The sequence below is a fragment of the Azospirillum agricola genome (genome assembly GCF_017876095.1).
Lineage (GTDB): Bacteria > Pseudomonadota > Alphaproteobacteria > Azospirillales > Azospirillaceae > Azospirillum > Azospirillum agricola.
In genome coordinates, this window is record NZ_JAGINM010000026.1 from 17,085 (window position 1) to 31,952 (window position 14,868).

Consider the following 14,868-nt stretch of genomic DNA (forward strand, 5'->3'; position numbering starts at 1 on the left):
CGTTAGGATGCGGACAACGAGGATGGATGGAGACAGCGCCCATGCGCGCCCCCCCTGCCCCCCTGGCGACCCTGGCGGCCGAGATCGAACGGATGCCGACCGTGAGCTGGCGCGGCGAAATCCGCTCGGCCGCCGGCATGACACTGGAGGTCGACGGGCTTCAGCGCGTGCTGTCGGTCGGCGACAAGTGCCACGCCGAGACTGTGCGCGGCGGCCGCGTGCTGTGCGAGACCATCGGCTTTCGCAACGGCCGCTCCCTGCTGATGGCCTTCGACAACATCGAGGGCGTGGCGGAGGGCTGCGCCGCCACGACCAACGACACCGCCTTCACGCTGCGGCCGTCGATCGGCTGGCTCGGCCGCGTGATCGACGCGCTCGGCCAGCCGATCGACGGGCACGGCCCCTTGCGCAACGGCGAGCACGCGCGCAGCCTGCGCCAGCCGCCGCCGGCCGCCTGCGCGCGCCGCCGGGTGGGGGAGAAGCTCGACACCGGAATCCGGGTGATCGACAGCTTCGTGCCCCTGTGCCGCGGCCAGCGGCTCGGCGTCTTCGCCGGCTCGGGCGTCGGTAAATCGACCCTGCTGTCGATGTTCGCCCGCCACGCCGAGGCCGACGCCATCGTCATCGGGCTGGTCGGCGAGCGCGGCCGCGAGGTTCGCGAGTTCATCCAGGACGATCTCGGGGCCGAGGGGCTGGCGCGCTCGGTGGTGATCGTCGCCACCTCGGACGAACCGCCGCTGATGCGCCGCCAAGCCGCCCTGCTCTGCCTGACCGTGGCGGAGGAGCTGCGCGACCAGGGGCTTCATGTGCTGTGCCTGATGGACAGCGTCACCCGCTTCGCCATGGCGCAGCGCGAGATCGGGCTCGCCGCCGGCGAGCCGCCGACCTCCAAGAGCTACCCGCCCAGCGTCTTCGCCGAGCTGCCCCGCCTGCTGGAGCGCGCCGGCCCCGGTCCGGACGATGGTGGAAGCGGCGGCGACATCACCGCCATCTTCACCGTGCTGGTCGACGGCGACGACCATGACGAGCCGATCGCCGACGCGGTGCGCGGCATCCTCGACGGCCATCTGGTGCTCGACCGCCGCATCGCCGAACAGGGCCGCTACCCGGCGGTCAATCTGCTGCGCAGCGTCTCGCGCACCCTGCCCGGCTGCCACAGCCCCGACGAGAACCGGGTCGTCGGCCGCGCCCGAGCGCTGGCCGCGACCTACGACAACATGCGCGAGATGATCCGGCTCGGCGCCTACAAGCGCGGCACCGACCCGGACACCGACGCCGCCATGGACCTGCACCCCCGGCTGGACGCCTTCCTGCGCCAGGGCAAGGACGACCGCACCGCCACCCCCGACACCTTCGCGCAGCTCGCAGCCCTTCTCCCGACGACCGGAGCCCCGACATGAGCGTCAACACCAAACTGGCCGCCCAGGCCCTGCCGCCGCCCCAGGCCAGGGTTTCGGCCAAGCCGCCCGAACCCAAGGAAAGCCTCGCCGAAAAAATGGAGGTCGGCTTCGAGGATCTGCTCGACGTGGTGAACCCGCTTCAGCAGTTGCCGGTGGTGTCGTCGGTCTACCGCGAGGCGACCGGCGAGAGCATCTCGATCCCGGCGCGGCTGGCCGGCGGCTTCCTGTTCGGCGGTCCGGCGGGCCTGATCGGCAGCGCCGCCATGGTGGTCTTCGAGGAGATCACCGGCGACAGCGTGCTCGGCCATCTCGGAACGCTGGCCGACGACATCGGCGGGGAGGCGAGCCCCACGGCGCCGACCGCGACCGCCGCCGCTCCGCTGCCCTGGCTGAAGGGAGAGGGCGACGGCGGTGACGTCCCCCTGCCCTCCGCCGCGTCGATGGTCGAGGCGCTGCGGCGCAAGGCCGCCGTTCCGGAAGCGGCCGCCGCCGCCACGCTGCGCCCGGAGGAAAGCCCGGCGCCGCAGACGCTGGCGAAGCTCTACGCGCTCCAGGCGACGGATGCCGGCCGCGCCGACGCCGTCCGGCTGTGAGGCCGGCTTCGGCAAACAGCCGTTTTCCGGCCCAGCTTCCCGCCATCCCCGCTTTCGCCGGGATGGTGACGGACAGGCCGCTCACCCAAAGCCGCAGGCGTCACCGCAAGCTGTTGCGCGACGCCTGCTCGATGGCCTTGATGTGCGACAGGCCGGGCAGGATTTCCGACCGGATGAACTCCAGCCGGCGCACAGGCCCGCCGCCGCGCGAGAAGCGCGCCTTCCACAGATTCATCTTCACCGCCAGACCGCACAGCACGCCGCCGATGGTCAGATGGTGGGTCACGATCAGGTCGCGGATGGCGCGGAAACTCTCGGCGTTGATGTTGCGCCAGAAATCACGCGAGCGGTTGTCGAAGCTTTCGAAGCGTCCGGTGATCGAGGTGGCGATGTCGGTCAAGTCGCGCCCGATCTCGTCGAGCAGACGCCCCTGCCGAAAATCGCGCCGCACCTCGCTGGCCTGGTGCAGCTCGGTCATCCAGGCGAGAAAGCCTTGCACGTCCGGCACGATGTCGTCGAGGCAGCGCTTGAAATAGGCCAGCGACAGGAAGATGTCGGCGTATTCCTCCAGGAAGGCCGGAATCTCCGTCAGCGGGATGTCGAGCCGGTCGGCGGTCAGTTGCAGCCGGCGCCGCGCCTCCTCGATGTCCGGCTCGGCGAACATGCGGATCAGGCTTTCCATGCTGCTGACGCGCACGCCGTCGGAGCCGTAGACATGCTCGATCAGCGGGCGGGTGAAGACCTGCATGTAGCCGGTCAGCTCGGCCCGCTTGGCGTCGGACAGGCGGAGCGCGTCGGCCTCGTCGACGTCGATCTTCAGGCGGCGCAGCTCCAGCCGCAGGCTGTAGACGTCGAAGCTGGCGGCCTCGGCGATCTGCATGATCTTGCGCAGGTCGCGGCGCATTGCCGGACCGTCGATTCCGAAGCAGGCCGGCAGCTGGTCGAGTCCGATCTGGCCGCTGCCGGTCTGCGCGTCGTTGAAGACCTCGGCGACGGTTTCCAGCCGGACGTTCTTGATCAGCCGGGCGTGGCGCAGGCCCGGTGTTTCCAGCGGGATGATCGACAGCGGCAGGATGTGAAGGGAATCACGCCCCTCGCCCGCCCTGGTCCGCGCCAGGCCGACCGGCCCGGCGCCGGTCGTCGCCGGCGGCCGTATGCTGTTGCGCAGCGCCCTGTTTTCCGCCTCCACGGCAAGAACTCCCCACGCTGGCGAAACCCGCCCTTGCGTCAGAAGCGCGGGAACTTCAGCAGCGACATCGTGATGGACGGATCAATGGTGATGATCGAGGCGCGTCCGCTGCGCGAGATCCCGATCGACGGCGCGGTGGCGGCGCCGTTGTCCGACGACCCGTTGAGCATGTCGTACATGACGGAAAAGCGGTCGAGGAACTTCTGCACCTTCGCCGGGTCCTTGAAGTCCTTGATGTCGAACTTCTTGGCCAGCTTCTCGGCGAGCCGGTCGATGTCCTGGAGTGCGGCGCCGTCCGGGATGTTCAGCGCGGTGAACACCACCTTCTGCAAGGGCGCGTCGCCCAGCACCTGGAACCAGTTGTTGATGCTTGGCGCCCGGCGCTGGAAATAGAGCGCCAAACGGACCGCCGGGTTGGTCTCGTCGGCCTGGACCTCCATCTTGACGTCGATGAAGCGCTCGACGATGGCCTGGACGATCTTCGGTTCCTTCAGGGCGGCGCCGCCATTCTCCTTGAAACCGAGAATCGTCGCCATCTCCTTGAACTTGGGGTCGCTCATCCGGTTGGCGGTGGCCTTCTCGTCGGTGACGCCCTCGTTCAGGACCTTCCTGATCAGGCCCCGCGCGAAGGTCTGGCTGCCGAGATCGAAGGCCTCCATGACGAAACGGTAGAGCTTGTCATCCTTCAGGAGGGCATCGGCCGAGGTGATCTTGCCGATGTTGGCCTCGAAATAGGCGATGCTCCGCTGGATGTCGCCGCGCTTGCGCAGCGCCCCTTCCATGCGGTCCTGGTTGCGCACGATCTGCCGGTAGTCCTGGATCGTGCTCATGCCTTGACCTCCCGCCCCGGTGTTCCACCATCCTCTCCGGACGATCCGGCCGACGCCTCCTCGGCGTGGAGGTCGGGTTCGACGTAGGTCGGCGGGATGCGCATGATGACCCGGCCGGTCTCGGTGTCCAGGACCTCCGTGTGAAGGCGCTGGGTCTCGGGATCGAGCTGGACCCGGTAGGGCTGGATGTCGTCCCGCGGCGGGTTGCGCGGCGGGATGCCCGCCTGCTGGCCCTTGTCGGCGCCCTCGACGACCTCGGCCGGCTTGTCGTTCGCCGCCTGGGCCGCCTTCAGGCGGTCCATCTGGCGCTGGCGCGCCTCGGCCATCACGTCGGCGCTCGTGATGCCGCGCTCGGTGCCGACCCCGCCGACACCATCCAAGGGCTTTGCCATCTCTACCCCGCGACGTGTTGTTCGCTCTGGCCCGGCGGCCGCGCCTTCGGGCGCCCCAGAACGGTGTTCTCATAGTCGAGGACCGGGCGCAGGCTGCTCAGGGCCTTGTAGTAGTCGCGCTCCGCGACGTAGCCCATCGCCTGCATGATGTGGTTCTGGACGTCCGGACGGACGAAGGCGGCGTAGAGATCGGCCATCATCCCGGTGATGACCGGGGTGTGGGTGCCGGCGGCGGCGGGATCGAGCAGCATGCTCTGGATGACGAAGTAGCAGCGGCGCGCCGGAGTGGTCGCCTCCTCGTCCTGCATGATGTCGCTGCCGCGGATGATCTGGGCGAAGTTGCTGATGGTGAGCGTGTAGCGGCGGTTGTCGTTCTGCACGACGCAGCCGTTGATGACCACCCGTTCCAGCGGCTTCAGCCGGAGCTTAAGCGACATCGGCGACCTCCAGGGCGGGCTGCGGCGTTCCCTGCAGCCCCTGCATGACCGCCCGGTTGATGTCGATCAGCAGGTCGACTCCGCCACCGCCCCGCAGGATTTCGCGGGTCCGCCGGTCGACCGTGTAGGACAACGACACCAGGCCGGCGCGGAGTTTCTCGGGCAGGCCGTTCTCGTCGTCCAGCAGGTCGGCGCGCAGCCAGCCCCACAGCTCCATGTTCCGCCACAGGGCGTCCTTCAGCCCCTCCGACTGCCAGTTGGCGTCGCGGTGGCGCTCCAGGGCCAGGGTGATGCGCAGGAACAGGCGGTATTCGATCCGGCGCGGATCCTCGCATTCGAGGATGGTCTGCTGGTAGGCGGCGATGCTCATGGTCGCACCTTTTGAGGGTTTCACCGTCGGTGGGTTGGTCTGCGTCGAAAGCCGGCGCGGCGGCGGGCACCGCCGGCCGCCCGCCGGCCTCCGGCCCCAAAAGGGAGAGTGGGCCGGCGCCCGCCCCGAAGGGAAGGCCCCGGCCCGCCCAAGGCTTAGCGGAACAGCGACAGGATGTTCTGCGGACCCTGGTTGGCGATCGACAGCGCCTGGGTCGCGAGCTGCTGCTGGACCTGGAGGGCCTGCAGGCGGCTCGATTCCTCGTTCATGTCGGCGTCGATCAGCAGGCCGATGCCCTTGTTGACCGCGTCGGTCAGCTTGGACAGGAAGTCGGTCTGGATGCCGATGCGGTTTTCGATCGAGCCGACGGCCGCGGCCTTCACGATCACCTTGGTCAGCATGCTGTCGATGGCTTCCAGCGAACGGGTCGCGTTGTTCTGCACGTCGAGCTGCTTCAGTTCGGCCAGACCGCCGAAGGCGTCGCTTTCCTTCGTCTGCACCCACAACCCCTCGATCTTCGAGTTGTAGTTGGTGTCGGCCACGATGTTGGTGGGGGCGGTCATGTCGGCCGAGGTGGTGGCGGACTTGTATCCGGCGCCGACGGTGAACTGGAGCTGACGCTTGCCGTCGATGGTGGCGAAGGCCGACTTGACCGTGCGGTCCTTCAGCAGGGCGTTCGCGGTCGCGTAGTCGGTCGGCGCCGTGCCGCCGAGCAGGCCCGGAGCCGAGGTCGCCGCGGTCACCGCCGCGGTCGACGCCGCACTGCCGAGGCCGAGCGTGAGGCCGGCGGCCGCGCCGCTGAGGTCGAGGGCGGCGGTGAACAGGTCGGTGGTGCCGTCCGTCAGCTTGGCGTTGTAGGCGGTGTCGCCACGGTCGTAGGCGGCGCCGATGGCCAGCTTGACCGCGTCGCCGTAGGCCTTGGCGCCTTCGAAGTCGGTCGCCTTGCCGGTCTGGGCGAGGTGCTTGGTGTAGGCGACGTCGTAGGCCGAATCCACCAGGGCCTGACGCTGGCTCGCGGCGGCCAGGGTCTTGGTCTGGTCGATGATCGACGGCAGCATCGAGGCGTAGGTCTGCTTGGCGATCGCGTCGTTGATCGCCGTGGTGATCAGCGCCTCGGTGGTCGCCTGGTCGGTGGTGTACTTGATGGCGCTGAGGTCGACCGTGATGTCGGTGGTGATCGGCTTCAGCGTCAGGGCGACGATGTCGCCGTTGACCGAGGTGCCGGCGCCGACGACTTCCTTCTGCTGGTAGTTCACGGTCAGCGCTTCGCTGGTGAACTTGAAGGTCAGCTTGTCGAGGCCGAGATTCTGGCCGTCGATGTAGACGCCGCTCGAGGTGCCGATGTCGAACACCTGCGAGGCCTTGGCGGCCACGGTGGAGTCGATCTTCTGCTCGATCGTCGCCTTGCCGAGGATCGAATCAGACCGCATGTCCTGGCGGGTGAAGCTGATGTAGCTCGGCGTCACGCCGTTCTCGCTGCGGCTCAGCGTCGCCAGAACGTCGACGTTGAGATCCTTGGCCGAGCCGTCCGGCGAATAGTTGACGTTCAGCCAGTTGTCGCCGTTGAACGAGGCCGAGGCGACGACGCCCTCGATCTGCTGAATGTACTGGTCGACTTCGGCCTGCAGGAACTTCGGATCGGTGCCGTCCGACTGGGCGGCGACGATGCGCTGCTTCATGGCGGTCAGCATGTTCTTCACGCTGTCGGCGCCGTTGGAGGCGTTGACGGCGGTCGAGGTGCCGAGGCCGAGCGCGTCGGAGACGGCCTTGAAGCCGGCGACGTCGGACTTCATGGTCGAGGAGATCGACCAGTAGGCGGCGTTGTCCTTGGCGACGTTCACCTTCAGGCCGGTCGAGATGCGGTCCTGGGTGCCTTCCAGATCGCTCGTCACCTTGCGCAGCGTCTGCAGCGCGGTCATCGCCGAGGCGTTGGTCATAATCGAGGCCATGGGTATCTCCACTTCGCGAGATGTCATGGCGCCTTTCTGACGCCGGGGCCGATGTCGCGCGGGCCTTCCCGATCAAGTCGCGGGAGCGCGAGTGGCGAAGCTAAGGATGACCAACCCGGTTTAAGCCGAGGTAAAAAAGTGATGCCGTTCGCTCGGGGCGGTGTTTTCTTGAAGAAAGATAGTCGTTTTCGAAAAATTTTGAGAAAGGCGTTCTTTTCCGGACCTGATCTTCACGCCGGTTGATGGCCGGCGGTTGACGGTCAGCGGCTGGCGACCCGCGCCGCGGCGCGCTGGTTGGCCGGGGCGACCGGCGGGATGATCGGCAGCCGGCCGGCGTTGCGCGCCGCCGTCTGAGACAGCCGCTCCAGCAGAAGCGACGCCATGTCGGGAGCGACGTGGTCGGGCGGCGCCTCGAACTTGTAGCCGCGGCCGTAGACGGTCTCGATGTAGCGGCCGCCGCCGGTCGCCATGTCGATCTTCTTGCGCAGCTTGCAGATGTAGACGTCGATCACCTTGTCGAGCGGGTCCGAACCGGACAGGCCGTAGACCTCCTCGTAGATGTGCTCCTTGGAGACCACCCGGCGGTGGTTCAGGGCCAGCACCGACAGGATCGCGTGCTCGCGCTGGCTGAGGCGCAGACGTTCGCCGTCCACCTCGGGATCGCGACCGTCGAGGAAGACGGTCAGGCGGCCGACCGACACGGCGTTGCTGGTCAGCCCGTAGGAGCGGCGGCGGATCGCCTCCAGGCGCGCCCGGATCTCGGTGCTGATCACCGGCTTGACCAGGACGTCGTCGGCGCCGGCCCGCAGGATGGCGGCGGTGGTGGTGGCACAGCGGCGCTCGATCAGGCAGATGATCGCCGCCGTCACCTGATGGGCACGCAGCATCGCCACGCAGGCCGCCGTGTCGCCGACATCCCCGATGATGATCGCATCATGGTTGATCTCGATCCGCCCATGGCCGTTCAGCAGATCCTGAAGCCCATCCAGGTCGATCCGGTCATGGTTAATTTTACTAAGATCGAGTTGCTTCCCGATGGCTTCAGCGATCAGGTCCCCCGGCTCTATCAGCAGCGTTTGCATTGGATTCTCCATGGCGTGGCAAGCAAGGGCGAAGCATTGCCTTTTATTTAATTTTAACCGTGTCTCACCCTTATCACAGGCACAAAAGAACCCATCGAACGGCCATCTGTCAACAGGTTGGGGTACCTGGAATGATATATGTCATTGGGCGATTTTACGTCCTTTTAAGGATCTATAAACCCTTCAATGCTGACTAAATTTTTATCTATCTCCCGTTTTACTGTCGAAATTCGTATGAATGTCAAGTTAACGCCGTTCCAAATCGCTTCTTTACGAACGATCAATGGTTAATGCCGTTGGTATTTCCGTAACCGCCCGCCACAAACGTGAACGCCGGTTTAACCGTAATCGTCTTTTCTTGGGGCGTATCACCTTCGGGAGGGGTTCCATGCGCGGAACGGACAGAGTCACCATTCCGAGCCGTCTGGCCGCTGCTTTGGCCATGCTGCTGCCGGGCTGCGTCCAACTGCCGCAGTCACCCGACAGCGACTATCGGCAAGCCTTTGAAAAAGCTCTGGCTGTCGCGCAGTGTGAGAGTGATGCGGTGCAGGGGATGTGGGCGGCCTACGGCCGCTGGTACGCCATCGCATCCTCGATCACCGGCCACCGCAGAACCGACGAGGCGGCGGCTCTGCTGCGTCAGGGCGAGATGTTCGCGATCATCGGCTGTCCGGGAGTGGCGCGGGCGTCCTACGCCACCCTGCTGCAACGCTTCCCGGAACCCGACCTGACGGCGCTGCGCGAGAGCGCGCGGGCGGCGTTGCAGGCCCTGCCGCCGCCTCCACCGCCGCCGGGCATGCCGACTCCGGTGGCTCCGGCGCTTCAACGCCCGGCCGCCACGCCGATCTGAGCGGACCGCCCCACCGGAATCGTCGCCAGGATCGCCGTCGGGCCGCGTCGCGCCCGTGGCCCGTCAGACATGCTGTTCGATGGTGGCGCGGATGACGCGGAGGCTGTCGGCGAAACGCTCGCCGACGCGGAGCGCCAGCGCCGGCGCATCCGCGCTCCCCTCGCGCAGCGCCGTCTCCAGGGACTCGGCGGCCTGCGACAGCTCCAGGGCACCGACGCAGCGGCTGGCCGACTTCAACGAATGGGCGGCGATCATCGCCTCTTGCGGATCGTCGGCGTTCTCGATTCCGGCCATCAGCTCGGCGGCGGAATCGCGGAAGCTTTCCAGCGCCGCCCGAATGGAATCGGGATCGTCGCCGACCAAATCGGTCAGCAGCGTCAGGTCGAGCGACAGCATCGCCGCGTCCGGTTCCGGAGCGGCAACAACGGCGGTCCCGGCTGCCCCGGACCCGCCCGCCCGGCGCAGCCGGTGGGCCGCCGGCAGATACCGGGCGATGGCCTCGTCCAACGCGTCGATGCGGATCGGCTTGGTCAGGTGCCCGGCCATGCCGACGGCCGCGCACTCCTCGGCGGTGCCGCGCACGGCGTCGGCGGACAGCGCCAGGATCGGCAGGGGTTCCGCCACCCCGTCCGCCTCCTCGCAGGCGCGGATGGCGCGGGCCAGCCCGTAGCCGTCGAGCACCGGCATGTGCAGGTCGGTCAGCACCAGCCCGTGCCGGTCGGCCCGCAGCATGGCGAGCGCCTCGGCCCCGTTGACGGCGCTGTCGTGCTGGATGCCGAGCCGGCGCATGACGCGGTCGAGCACGAAGCGGTTGGTCGGGTTGTCCTCGACACAGAGGACCACGGCGCGGGCGGCCTCGGCCTCGGCGCGGTCGGGCATCCGCCAGTCCCGCCGCGTCCCCTCGCGCGCCGGACCGGCGGCGCGCGGCGGCGCCTCGCGGGCCGGAGCGTCGATCTCGAACCAGAAGAGCGAGCCGACATCGGGTGTGCTGACCACATCGATGGTGCCGCCCATCAATTCGACCAGCCCGCGGCAGATCGACAGCCCGAGCCCACTGCCGCCGAAGCGGCGGGCGACGCTGGCGTCGGCCTGGATGAAGGGGCGGAACAGGCCGAGCCGCTGCTCGCCGGACAGGCCGATGCCGCTGTCCTCGACCTCGCCGCGCAGGCGGCCCGGCGCCGGCACCGACAGCCGCACCGTCACTCCGCCGCGCCTTGTGAACTTGATGGCGTTGCCGACGAGGTTGATGAGGATCTGACGCACCCGGTTGCCGTCGCCACCGACCCAGCCCGGAACGGCCGCGGCGACCTCCAGATCCAGACGCAGCCCCTTCTCCGCCGCCTTCGGGCGCAGGATCGCCGCCATGCCGTCGAGCACCGAGGCGGGAGCGTAGGGACGGTCCTCCGTCTCCATCGCCCCGGCCTCGATCTTCGAGAAATCGAGCACGTCGTCGAGGATGGTCAGCAGCGCGTCGGCCGAGCCACGGATCGTCCGCACCATCTCCCGCTGCTCGCCGTCCAGGCCGGTGTCGGCCAGCAGATCGGCGATGGTGGCGACGCCATTCATCGGCGTGCGGATCTCGTGGCTCATGGTGGCGAGGAAGGACGAGCGGTAGCGGGCCGACCGCTCCGCCTCGACTCGCGCCCGCTGCATTTCGGTCACGTCATAGACCCAGACGATCGTCGCGTCATCCATGCCGTGGGCGATGAAGCCGAAGGAAAGCTGGAGGGTGCGGGTTTCGCCGTCCGGCCGAACGGTGTCCACGGCCATGTCGCGCATGTCCAGCCCATGCGCCAGGATCGGGCCGTTGAGGATGGCGGCCACCGCCGCCGACAGCGCGTCGCCCGAGACGCCGAGAATGTCGACGACGCGCTGGTTGTGGTAGAGGATCGTGTAGTCGGCGTCGAGGATCAGCACGCCGATGGGCGCCGCGCCCAGCAGATCGCCGAGATCGACGCCCACCGCCGGCCCCGGCGCCGGCATCAGGAACGGATCCACCGCCCTACCCCTCCTGCCGGGCGATCACGAAGACGGCGGGGGGGATCATGCCAATCTCGGCAAGGTCGGACAGGCGGGCGATCAGCGCGCGGTCGAGCCGGATGTGCGCCGGCAGGATGATCGAGCCGTCGTTGTTGCCGCGGACGGCAGCGGCCAGGATCACGCCGGGGGTGAGGTCGGCCACCCGCGTCTCGACCCGCGCGCTGCGCGCCGCCGGTTCGCACGGGTGGGGGCCGGGCGGCGTCGGCAGCGGCACGGGGGCCGCCGGCTTGCGGACGCGCTCCGGCCCGAAGGGGCTGGGGATTTCGACCTTCCGGTAGACCTCGGCGGGCTTGAGATCGAATGGCAGGGTCCAGGCCCGCTCCAGCCGCTGGAACAGGGTTTCCCTGGTCACCGGCTTCACGACATAGGCGTTGACGTCCAGCTCCATCGCCGCGCGCACCAGTTCGAAATCGGTGCGCCCGGTCAGCATGGCGATCGGCAGATCACGCGGCACCCGGCCAAGCCCGCTGCGGATCGCCCGCGCCACCTCGAGCCCGTTGCCGTCCGGCATCACGAAGTCGAGCAGCGCCAGCGACACCGGCGGCGACCACGCGCCCAGCCGGTCGATGGCGTCGCGCCCCGACGCGGCGATGACGACCTCGTAACGCAGCGAGGTGCGGACCAGATTGGCAACGATCGACCGCATGAAGGAATCATCGTCGGCCAGCAGGATGACCGGCTGGCCATGTTCGGTGCTTGGTGGCATGACGGCCCCCCTTCGCCCTACGGTCACGACGGATTGTGTCCAAGCAACTACGGCCTATAACCACACCGGCGCAATGGGATGTTTTGTTCACTTCCTCAAATTTTAACGCCATTTTAAATAAGTGTCGTTCTGCGGGACGAAGCCGACCGGCCTACAACGCAAGGTCGGACGAGAGCGCGTCGTCGTCCAGCCCCAGCCAGGCGCCGGCCAGCGGTCCGACGGTCAGCGCGCCGTCCAGTCCGCAATCGGCCAGCGTCGCGCGGAAGCTCTCGTGCAGTTCGGCCAGCAACGCTGCCGGCAGGCCGGTCGCCGCGCGCAGGGTGACGTCGAGCTTGCGGCCGGCGACGGTCGCCATCAGCTGGACCGCCCCCAGCCGCGCCGGCCGCGCCTGGAGCACCACGGTGAAGGAATCGGCCAGACCGTCATCGACGCTGGTGGCGCACAGCAGCCCGGCCGGGCTTCCGAGCAGCGGCACCCGCGACACCCGCCAGACGCGCCCTTCCACCGGCTGGAAGCGCGGCGTCAGCGCGCGGTCGCACTCGTCGAGCAGCAGCCCGCCGTCGAGCGCCTCCAGGTCCGCCGCCGCATCCCCGCCGATCCAGTCCCGGCACCCCGCCGCCGTCACCGCCAGGAACAGCGCCAGCCCGGCCCCGAAGGTGGAATCGCAGCGCGGCAGGCAGCCGCGCGCCAGGGCCGCCCGCTCCGGGTCGAGCGTCTCCAGCAGCTCCAGCACCCGCAGAGTCACCGCGGCCGCGTCCTCATCACGCCCCCCGGCCCCTCCCGCCCGACCGGCGCCGGACGCCGCCCGGAAACGCTCGGCCAGCGTCGCCGGAAGCGGAGGGGTCAGTGGAACGAGGTCGCGGCCGGCCATCAGTAGACGACCGCGTCGGCGTCGTCCGATTGCGGGATGACGATGGTGCCGTCGTCGGCCAGCGTCTTCGCCATGGCGACGATCTCGGCCTGGGCGTCGTTGACGTCGCGCATGCGCAGCGGCCCCATGTTCTCGATCTCGTCCTGAAGGATCAGGCGGGCGCGCTCCGACAGCACCGACAGGAAATGGTCGCGCTGCATCGCCTGGGCGCCTTTCAGCGCGATGGCGAGCTGGCCGGTGTCGCAGCGGCGGATCACCGTCTGCAACGACACACGGTCGAGCCGCATCAGATCCTCGAAGGTGAACATGAGCTGTTTGATGCGCTGGGTCGGCTCCGGCAGCGCCGGCTCCAGTTCCGAGAAGATCTCGGTCAGAGTCTCGCGGTCGATGCGGTTGAAGATGTCGGCCATGCGTTCCAGCGAATCGTTGCCGTGGGTGCGGGCGTAATTCGCCATGAACTCGCTGTGCAGGATCGATTCGATGTCCAGCAGCACCTCGCGCTGCACCGATTCGATCTGGATCATGCGCTCGATCACCTCGGCGCGCACCGCCGGCGGCAGCAGGACGATCACCTTGGCGGCGTGGTCGGCGCGCATCTTCGACAGGATGACGGCGGCCGTCTGCGGGTATTCCCCGGACAGGTAGGCGGCCAGAACTCCCTCGTTGACGTTCGACATCTTCTCCCACATCGTCCGGCCGGCGGGACCACGGATCTCGCCCATGATCTCGGTGACGCGGTCGGACGGCAGGAAGCGGTTCAGCATGCGCTCGGTGCTGTCGTAGGAGCCGACGACCGAGCCGGTGTTGGCGAAGCGTTCGGTGAAGACGCGCAGCAGCGACTCCACCAGGCTGGAGGTGACGTTGCCGAGCGTCGCCATCGCCCGGCTGACGATGCGGATCTCGTCCTCGTCCAGCCGCTCCATCAGGCGCGACCCGCGCTCCTCGCCCAGCGCCAGGAAGATGATGGCACTCTTCTCGGCGCCGTTCAGGCTCTTGTAGTTCTCGCGGATCTTGATCGGCGTTCCCATGGCGGCACCTCAGAAGGAACAGTCGGCGGAAGGGGAATGATGGTCGGGTGCGTCGCCCGGCGGTGTCCCGAGCGCGCGGTCGTGGCGGAAGGCCGCCGCCATCACCGCGCCGGCCACCAGCAGCAGCGGATGCGGGATCAGCGGGCGAGGCTCGATGGCCGCCAGCAGCCCGGCGACGGAACCGTCGTCGGCCACCACGACGCCGCGCCGGCGGGCGAGCGCCAGCAGGCTGTCGGCGAGGCTCGACGGCCGGTCGAGGGACGGCGGAACATCGGGGGAGAGGGGCGCGGAATCCATCGCCTCACCCCGCGCCGTAGGAGCGGATCAGGCTGCCGGCGATCAGGAACCAGCCGTCGGTCAGCACGAAGAAGATGATCTTGAAGGGCAGCGCGATCATCACCGGCGGCAGCATCATCATGCCCATCGCCATCAGGATCGCCGCCACCACCATGTCGATCACCAGGAAGGGCAGGAACAGCAGGAAACCGATCTCGAAGGCGCGGCGCAGCTCCGACAGCAGGAAGGCCGGCATCAGCAGGCGCAGGTCCACGGACTCGGCGGTCACCGGCCTGGCCGCCGGGGTCTCGGCGCCCTGCGCCCCGGCCTTGTCGTCCGGCTTGGCCGGGCGGGCGGAGAAGGAGGCGAAGGCGGCGATGTCGCGCTCGCGCACATGGGCGGTCATGAAGCCGCGGAAAGGCTCGATCATCCGCTCCAGCCCCTGCTCCGGCGTCACCTGCTCGTTCAGCAGCGGGCGCAGGCCCTCCTGCCAGGCGCTGTCGATGGTCGGCCCCATGATGTGGAAGGTCAGGAACATGGCGAGGCTGACCAGCACCATGTTGGGCGGCGACTGCTGCAACCCCAGCGCCGAGCGCAGCAACGACAGCACGACGATGATCCGGGTGAAGCAGGTCACCATGATCAGCAGCCCCGGCGCGACGCTCAGCACGGTCAGCAGGACGATGCCCTGGACGATGCGCCCCGACAGGCTGCCGGCCTCCCCCAAGGACCCCAGCGTGTCGAGGTTGAGGTCGAAGGGCGCCGCGACCGCCGCCACGGGCCACGCAAGGGCGGCCAGCAGCAGGAGCGGCAGAAGCAGCGGGGCTGGTGCGGCGCGGCGGGTCATCGGCCGGT

The 14,868-nt window shown here is 68.4% G+C and carries 16 protein-coding genes; 3 read left to right on the plus strand and 13 right to left on the minus strand.

Annotated elements, in window-relative coordinates:
- Positions 1-41 precede the first annotated feature (41 nt).
- Together fliI and J2847_RS28375 are read left to right on the plus strand one after the other, a co-directional pair.
- A complete protein-coding gene (gene fliI / locus J2847_RS28370; protein WP_209782096.1) occupies positions 42-1,400 on the plus strand; it encodes a flagellar protein export ATPase FliI in 1,359 nt (452 codons plus the stop codon).
- Positions 1,397-1,993, plus strand: coding sequence for a hypothetical protein (locus J2847_RS28375; RefSeq protein WP_209782097.1), 597 nt, complete (start codon positions 1,397-1,399; stop codon positions 1,991-1,993). Before fliI ends, J2847_RS28375 begins: the two co-directional genes overlap by 4 nt.
- 100 nt (positions 1,994-2,093) lie before the next feature.
- Here J2847_RS28375 and J2847_RS28380 read toward each other — a convergent pair whose 3' ends face one another.
- The 7 genes from J2847_RS28380 to J2847_RS28410 form a co-directional block, all read right to left on the minus strand.
- Positions 2,094-3,182, minus strand: coding sequence for a hypothetical protein (locus tag J2847_RS28380; RefSeq protein WP_325169501.1), 1,089 nt, complete (start codon positions 3,180-3,182; stop codon positions 2,094-2,096).
- 38 nt (positions 3,183-3,220) lie between these two features.
- Positions 3,221-4,012: a DUF1217 domain-containing protein gene (locus J2847_RS28385; protein WP_085558333.1), complete on the minus strand. Its 792-nt coding sequence runs from the start codon at positions 4,010-4,012 to the stop codon at positions 3,221-3,223.
- Positions 4,009-4,404, minus strand: coding sequence for a hypothetical protein (locus J2847_RS28390; protein WP_209782098.1), 396 nt, complete (start codon positions 4,402-4,404; stop codon positions 4,009-4,011). Before J2847_RS28390 ends, J2847_RS28385 begins: the two co-directional genes overlap by 4 nt.
- 2 nt (positions 4,405-4,406) lie before the next feature.
- Entirely contained in the window at positions 4,407-4,841 is a 435-nt protein-coding gene (locus tag J2847_RS28395) for a flagellar biosynthesis repressor FlbT (protein ID WP_085558331.1), read from the minus strand.
- Positions 4,831-5,211, minus strand: coding sequence for a flagellar biosynthesis regulator FlaF (flaF, locus tag J2847_RS28400; RefSeq protein WP_085558330.1), 381 nt, complete (start codon positions 5,209-5,211; stop codon positions 4,831-4,833). Before flaF ends, J2847_RS28395 begins: the two co-directional genes overlap by 11 nt.
- Positions 5,212-5,366: 155 nt before the next feature.
- Entirely contained in the window at positions 5,367-7,160 is a 1,794-nt protein-coding gene (locus J2847_RS28405; protein ID WP_209782099.1) for a flagellin N-terminal helical domain-containing protein, read from the minus strand.
- Positions 7,161-7,420: 260 nt separating this feature from the next.
- Positions 7,421-8,242, minus strand: coding sequence for a winged helix-turn-helix domain-containing protein (locus J2847_RS28410; protein WP_085558328.1), 822 nt, complete (start codon positions 8,240-8,242; stop codon positions 7,421-7,423).
- Between the two features lie 388 nt (positions 8,243-8,630).
- On the opposite strand from J2847_RS28410, the gene J2847_RS28415 reads away from it, so the two are divergent.
- Positions 8,631-9,092: a hypothetical protein gene (locus J2847_RS28415; protein WP_085558327.1), complete on the plus strand. Its 462-nt coding sequence runs from the start codon at positions 8,631-8,633 to the stop codon at positions 9,090-9,092.
- 63 nt (positions 9,093-9,155) lie between these two features.
- On the opposite strand, the gene J2847_RS28420 is transcribed toward J2847_RS28415, so the two are convergent.
- The 6 genes from J2847_RS28420 to fliP all read right to left on the minus strand — a co-directional run bounded on the left by J2847_RS28420 (position 9,156) and on the right by fliP (position 14,860).
- Positions 9,156-11,090, minus strand: coding sequence for an ATP-binding protein (locus tag J2847_RS28420; RefSeq protein WP_209782100.1), 1,935 nt, complete (start codon positions 11,088-11,090; stop codon positions 9,156-9,158).
- Positions 11,091-11,094: 4 nt separating this feature from the next.
- On the minus strand, positions 11,095-11,838 hold the full coding sequence (locus J2847_RS28425; protein WP_209782101.1) for a response regulator: 744 nt from the start codon (positions 11,836-11,838) through the stop codon (positions 11,095-11,097).
- A 151-nt stretch (positions 11,839-11,989) separates the two neighbouring features.
- Positions 11,990-12,709 (minus strand): hypothetical protein, encoded by a 720-nt coding sequence (locus J2847_RS28430; RefSeq protein ID WP_085558324.1) that lies wholly within the window; start codon positions 12,707-12,709, stop codon positions 11,990-11,992.
- Positions 12,709-13,737: a flagellar motor switch protein FliG gene (locus tag J2847_RS28435; protein WP_209782102.1), complete on the minus strand. Its 1,029-nt coding sequence runs from the start codon at positions 13,735-13,737 to the stop codon at positions 12,709-12,711. The genes J2847_RS28430 and J2847_RS28435 overlap by 1 nt, the downstream gene beginning before the upstream one ends.
- 9 nt (positions 13,738-13,746) lie before the next feature.
- The gene (locus tag J2847_RS28440; protein ID WP_209782103.1) at positions 13,747-14,034 is read right to left on the minus strand and encodes a hypothetical protein; all 288 of its coding nucleotides are present in this window, start codon (positions 14,032-14,034) and stop codon (positions 13,747-13,749) included.
- 4 nt (positions 14,035-14,038) lie between these two features.
- The gene (fliP, locus tag J2847_RS28445; RefSeq protein WP_209782104.1) at positions 14,039-14,860 is read right to left on the minus strand and encodes a flagellar type III secretion system pore protein FliP; all 822 of its coding nucleotides are present in this window, start codon (positions 14,858-14,860) and stop codon (positions 14,039-14,041) included.
- Positions 14,861-14,868: the final 8 nt, after the last annotated feature.

What these genes read in the sequence shown, in the direction of transcription:
- J2847_RS28435 (WP_209782102.1), bottom strand. Translation starts at nt 13,737, where the DNA reads ATGGGAACGCCGATCAAGATCCGCGAGAACTACAAGAGCCTGAACGGC.
- J2847_RS28385 (WP_085558333.1), bottom strand. Translation starts at nt 4,012, where the DNA reads ATGAGCACGATCCAGGACTACCGGCAGATCGTGCGCAACCAGGACCGC.
- flaF (WP_085558330.1), bottom strand. Translation starts at nt 5,211, where the DNA reads ATGAGCATCGCCGCCTACCAGCAGACCATCCTCGAATGCGAGGATCCG.
- J2847_RS28410 (WP_085558328.1), bottom strand. Translation starts at nt 8,242, where the DNA reads ATGCAAACGCTGCTGATAGAGCCGGGGGACCTGATCGCTGAAGCCATC.
- J2847_RS28395 (WP_085558331.1), bottom strand. Translation starts at nt 4,841, where the DNA reads ATGTCGCTTAAGCTCCGGCTGAAGCCGCTGGAACGGGTGGTCATCAAC.
- fliP (WP_209782104.1), bottom strand. Translation starts at nt 14,860, where the DNA reads ATGACCCGCCGCGCCGCACCAGCCCCGCTGCTTCTGCCGCTCCTGCTG.
- J2847_RS28430 (WP_085558324.1), bottom strand. Translation starts at nt 12,709, where the DNA reads ATGGCCGGCCGCGACCTCGTTCCACTGACCCCTCCGCTTCCGGCGACG.
- J2847_RS28405 (WP_209782099.1), bottom strand. Translation starts at nt 7,160, where the DNA reads ATGGCCTCGATTATGACCAACGCCTCGGCGATGACCGCGCTGCAGACG.
- J2847_RS28425 (WP_209782101.1), bottom strand. Translation starts at nt 11,838, where the DNA reads ATGCCACCAAGCACCGAACATGGCCAGCCGGTCATCCTGCTGGCCGAC.
- J2847_RS28415 (WP_085558327.1), top strand. Translation starts at nt 8,631, where the DNA reads ATGCGCGGAACGGACAGAGTCACCATTCCGAGCCGTCTGGCCGCTGCT.
- J2847_RS28440 (WP_209782103.1), bottom strand. Translation starts at nt 14,034, where the DNA reads ATGGATTCCGCGCCCCTCTCCCCCGATGTTCCGCCGTCCCTCGACCGG.
- J2847_RS28390 (WP_209782098.1), bottom strand. Translation starts at nt 4,404, where the DNA reads ATGGCAAAGCCCTTGGATGGTGTCGGCGGGGTCGGCACCGAGCGCGGC.
- fliI (WP_209782096.1), top strand. Translation starts at nt 42, where the DNA reads ATGCGCGCCCCCCCTGCCCCCCTGGCGACCCTGGCGGCCGAGATCGAA.
- J2847_RS28375 (WP_209782097.1), top strand. Translation starts at nt 1,397, where the DNA reads ATGAGCGTCAACACCAAACTGGCCGCCCAGGCCCTGCCGCCGCCCCAG.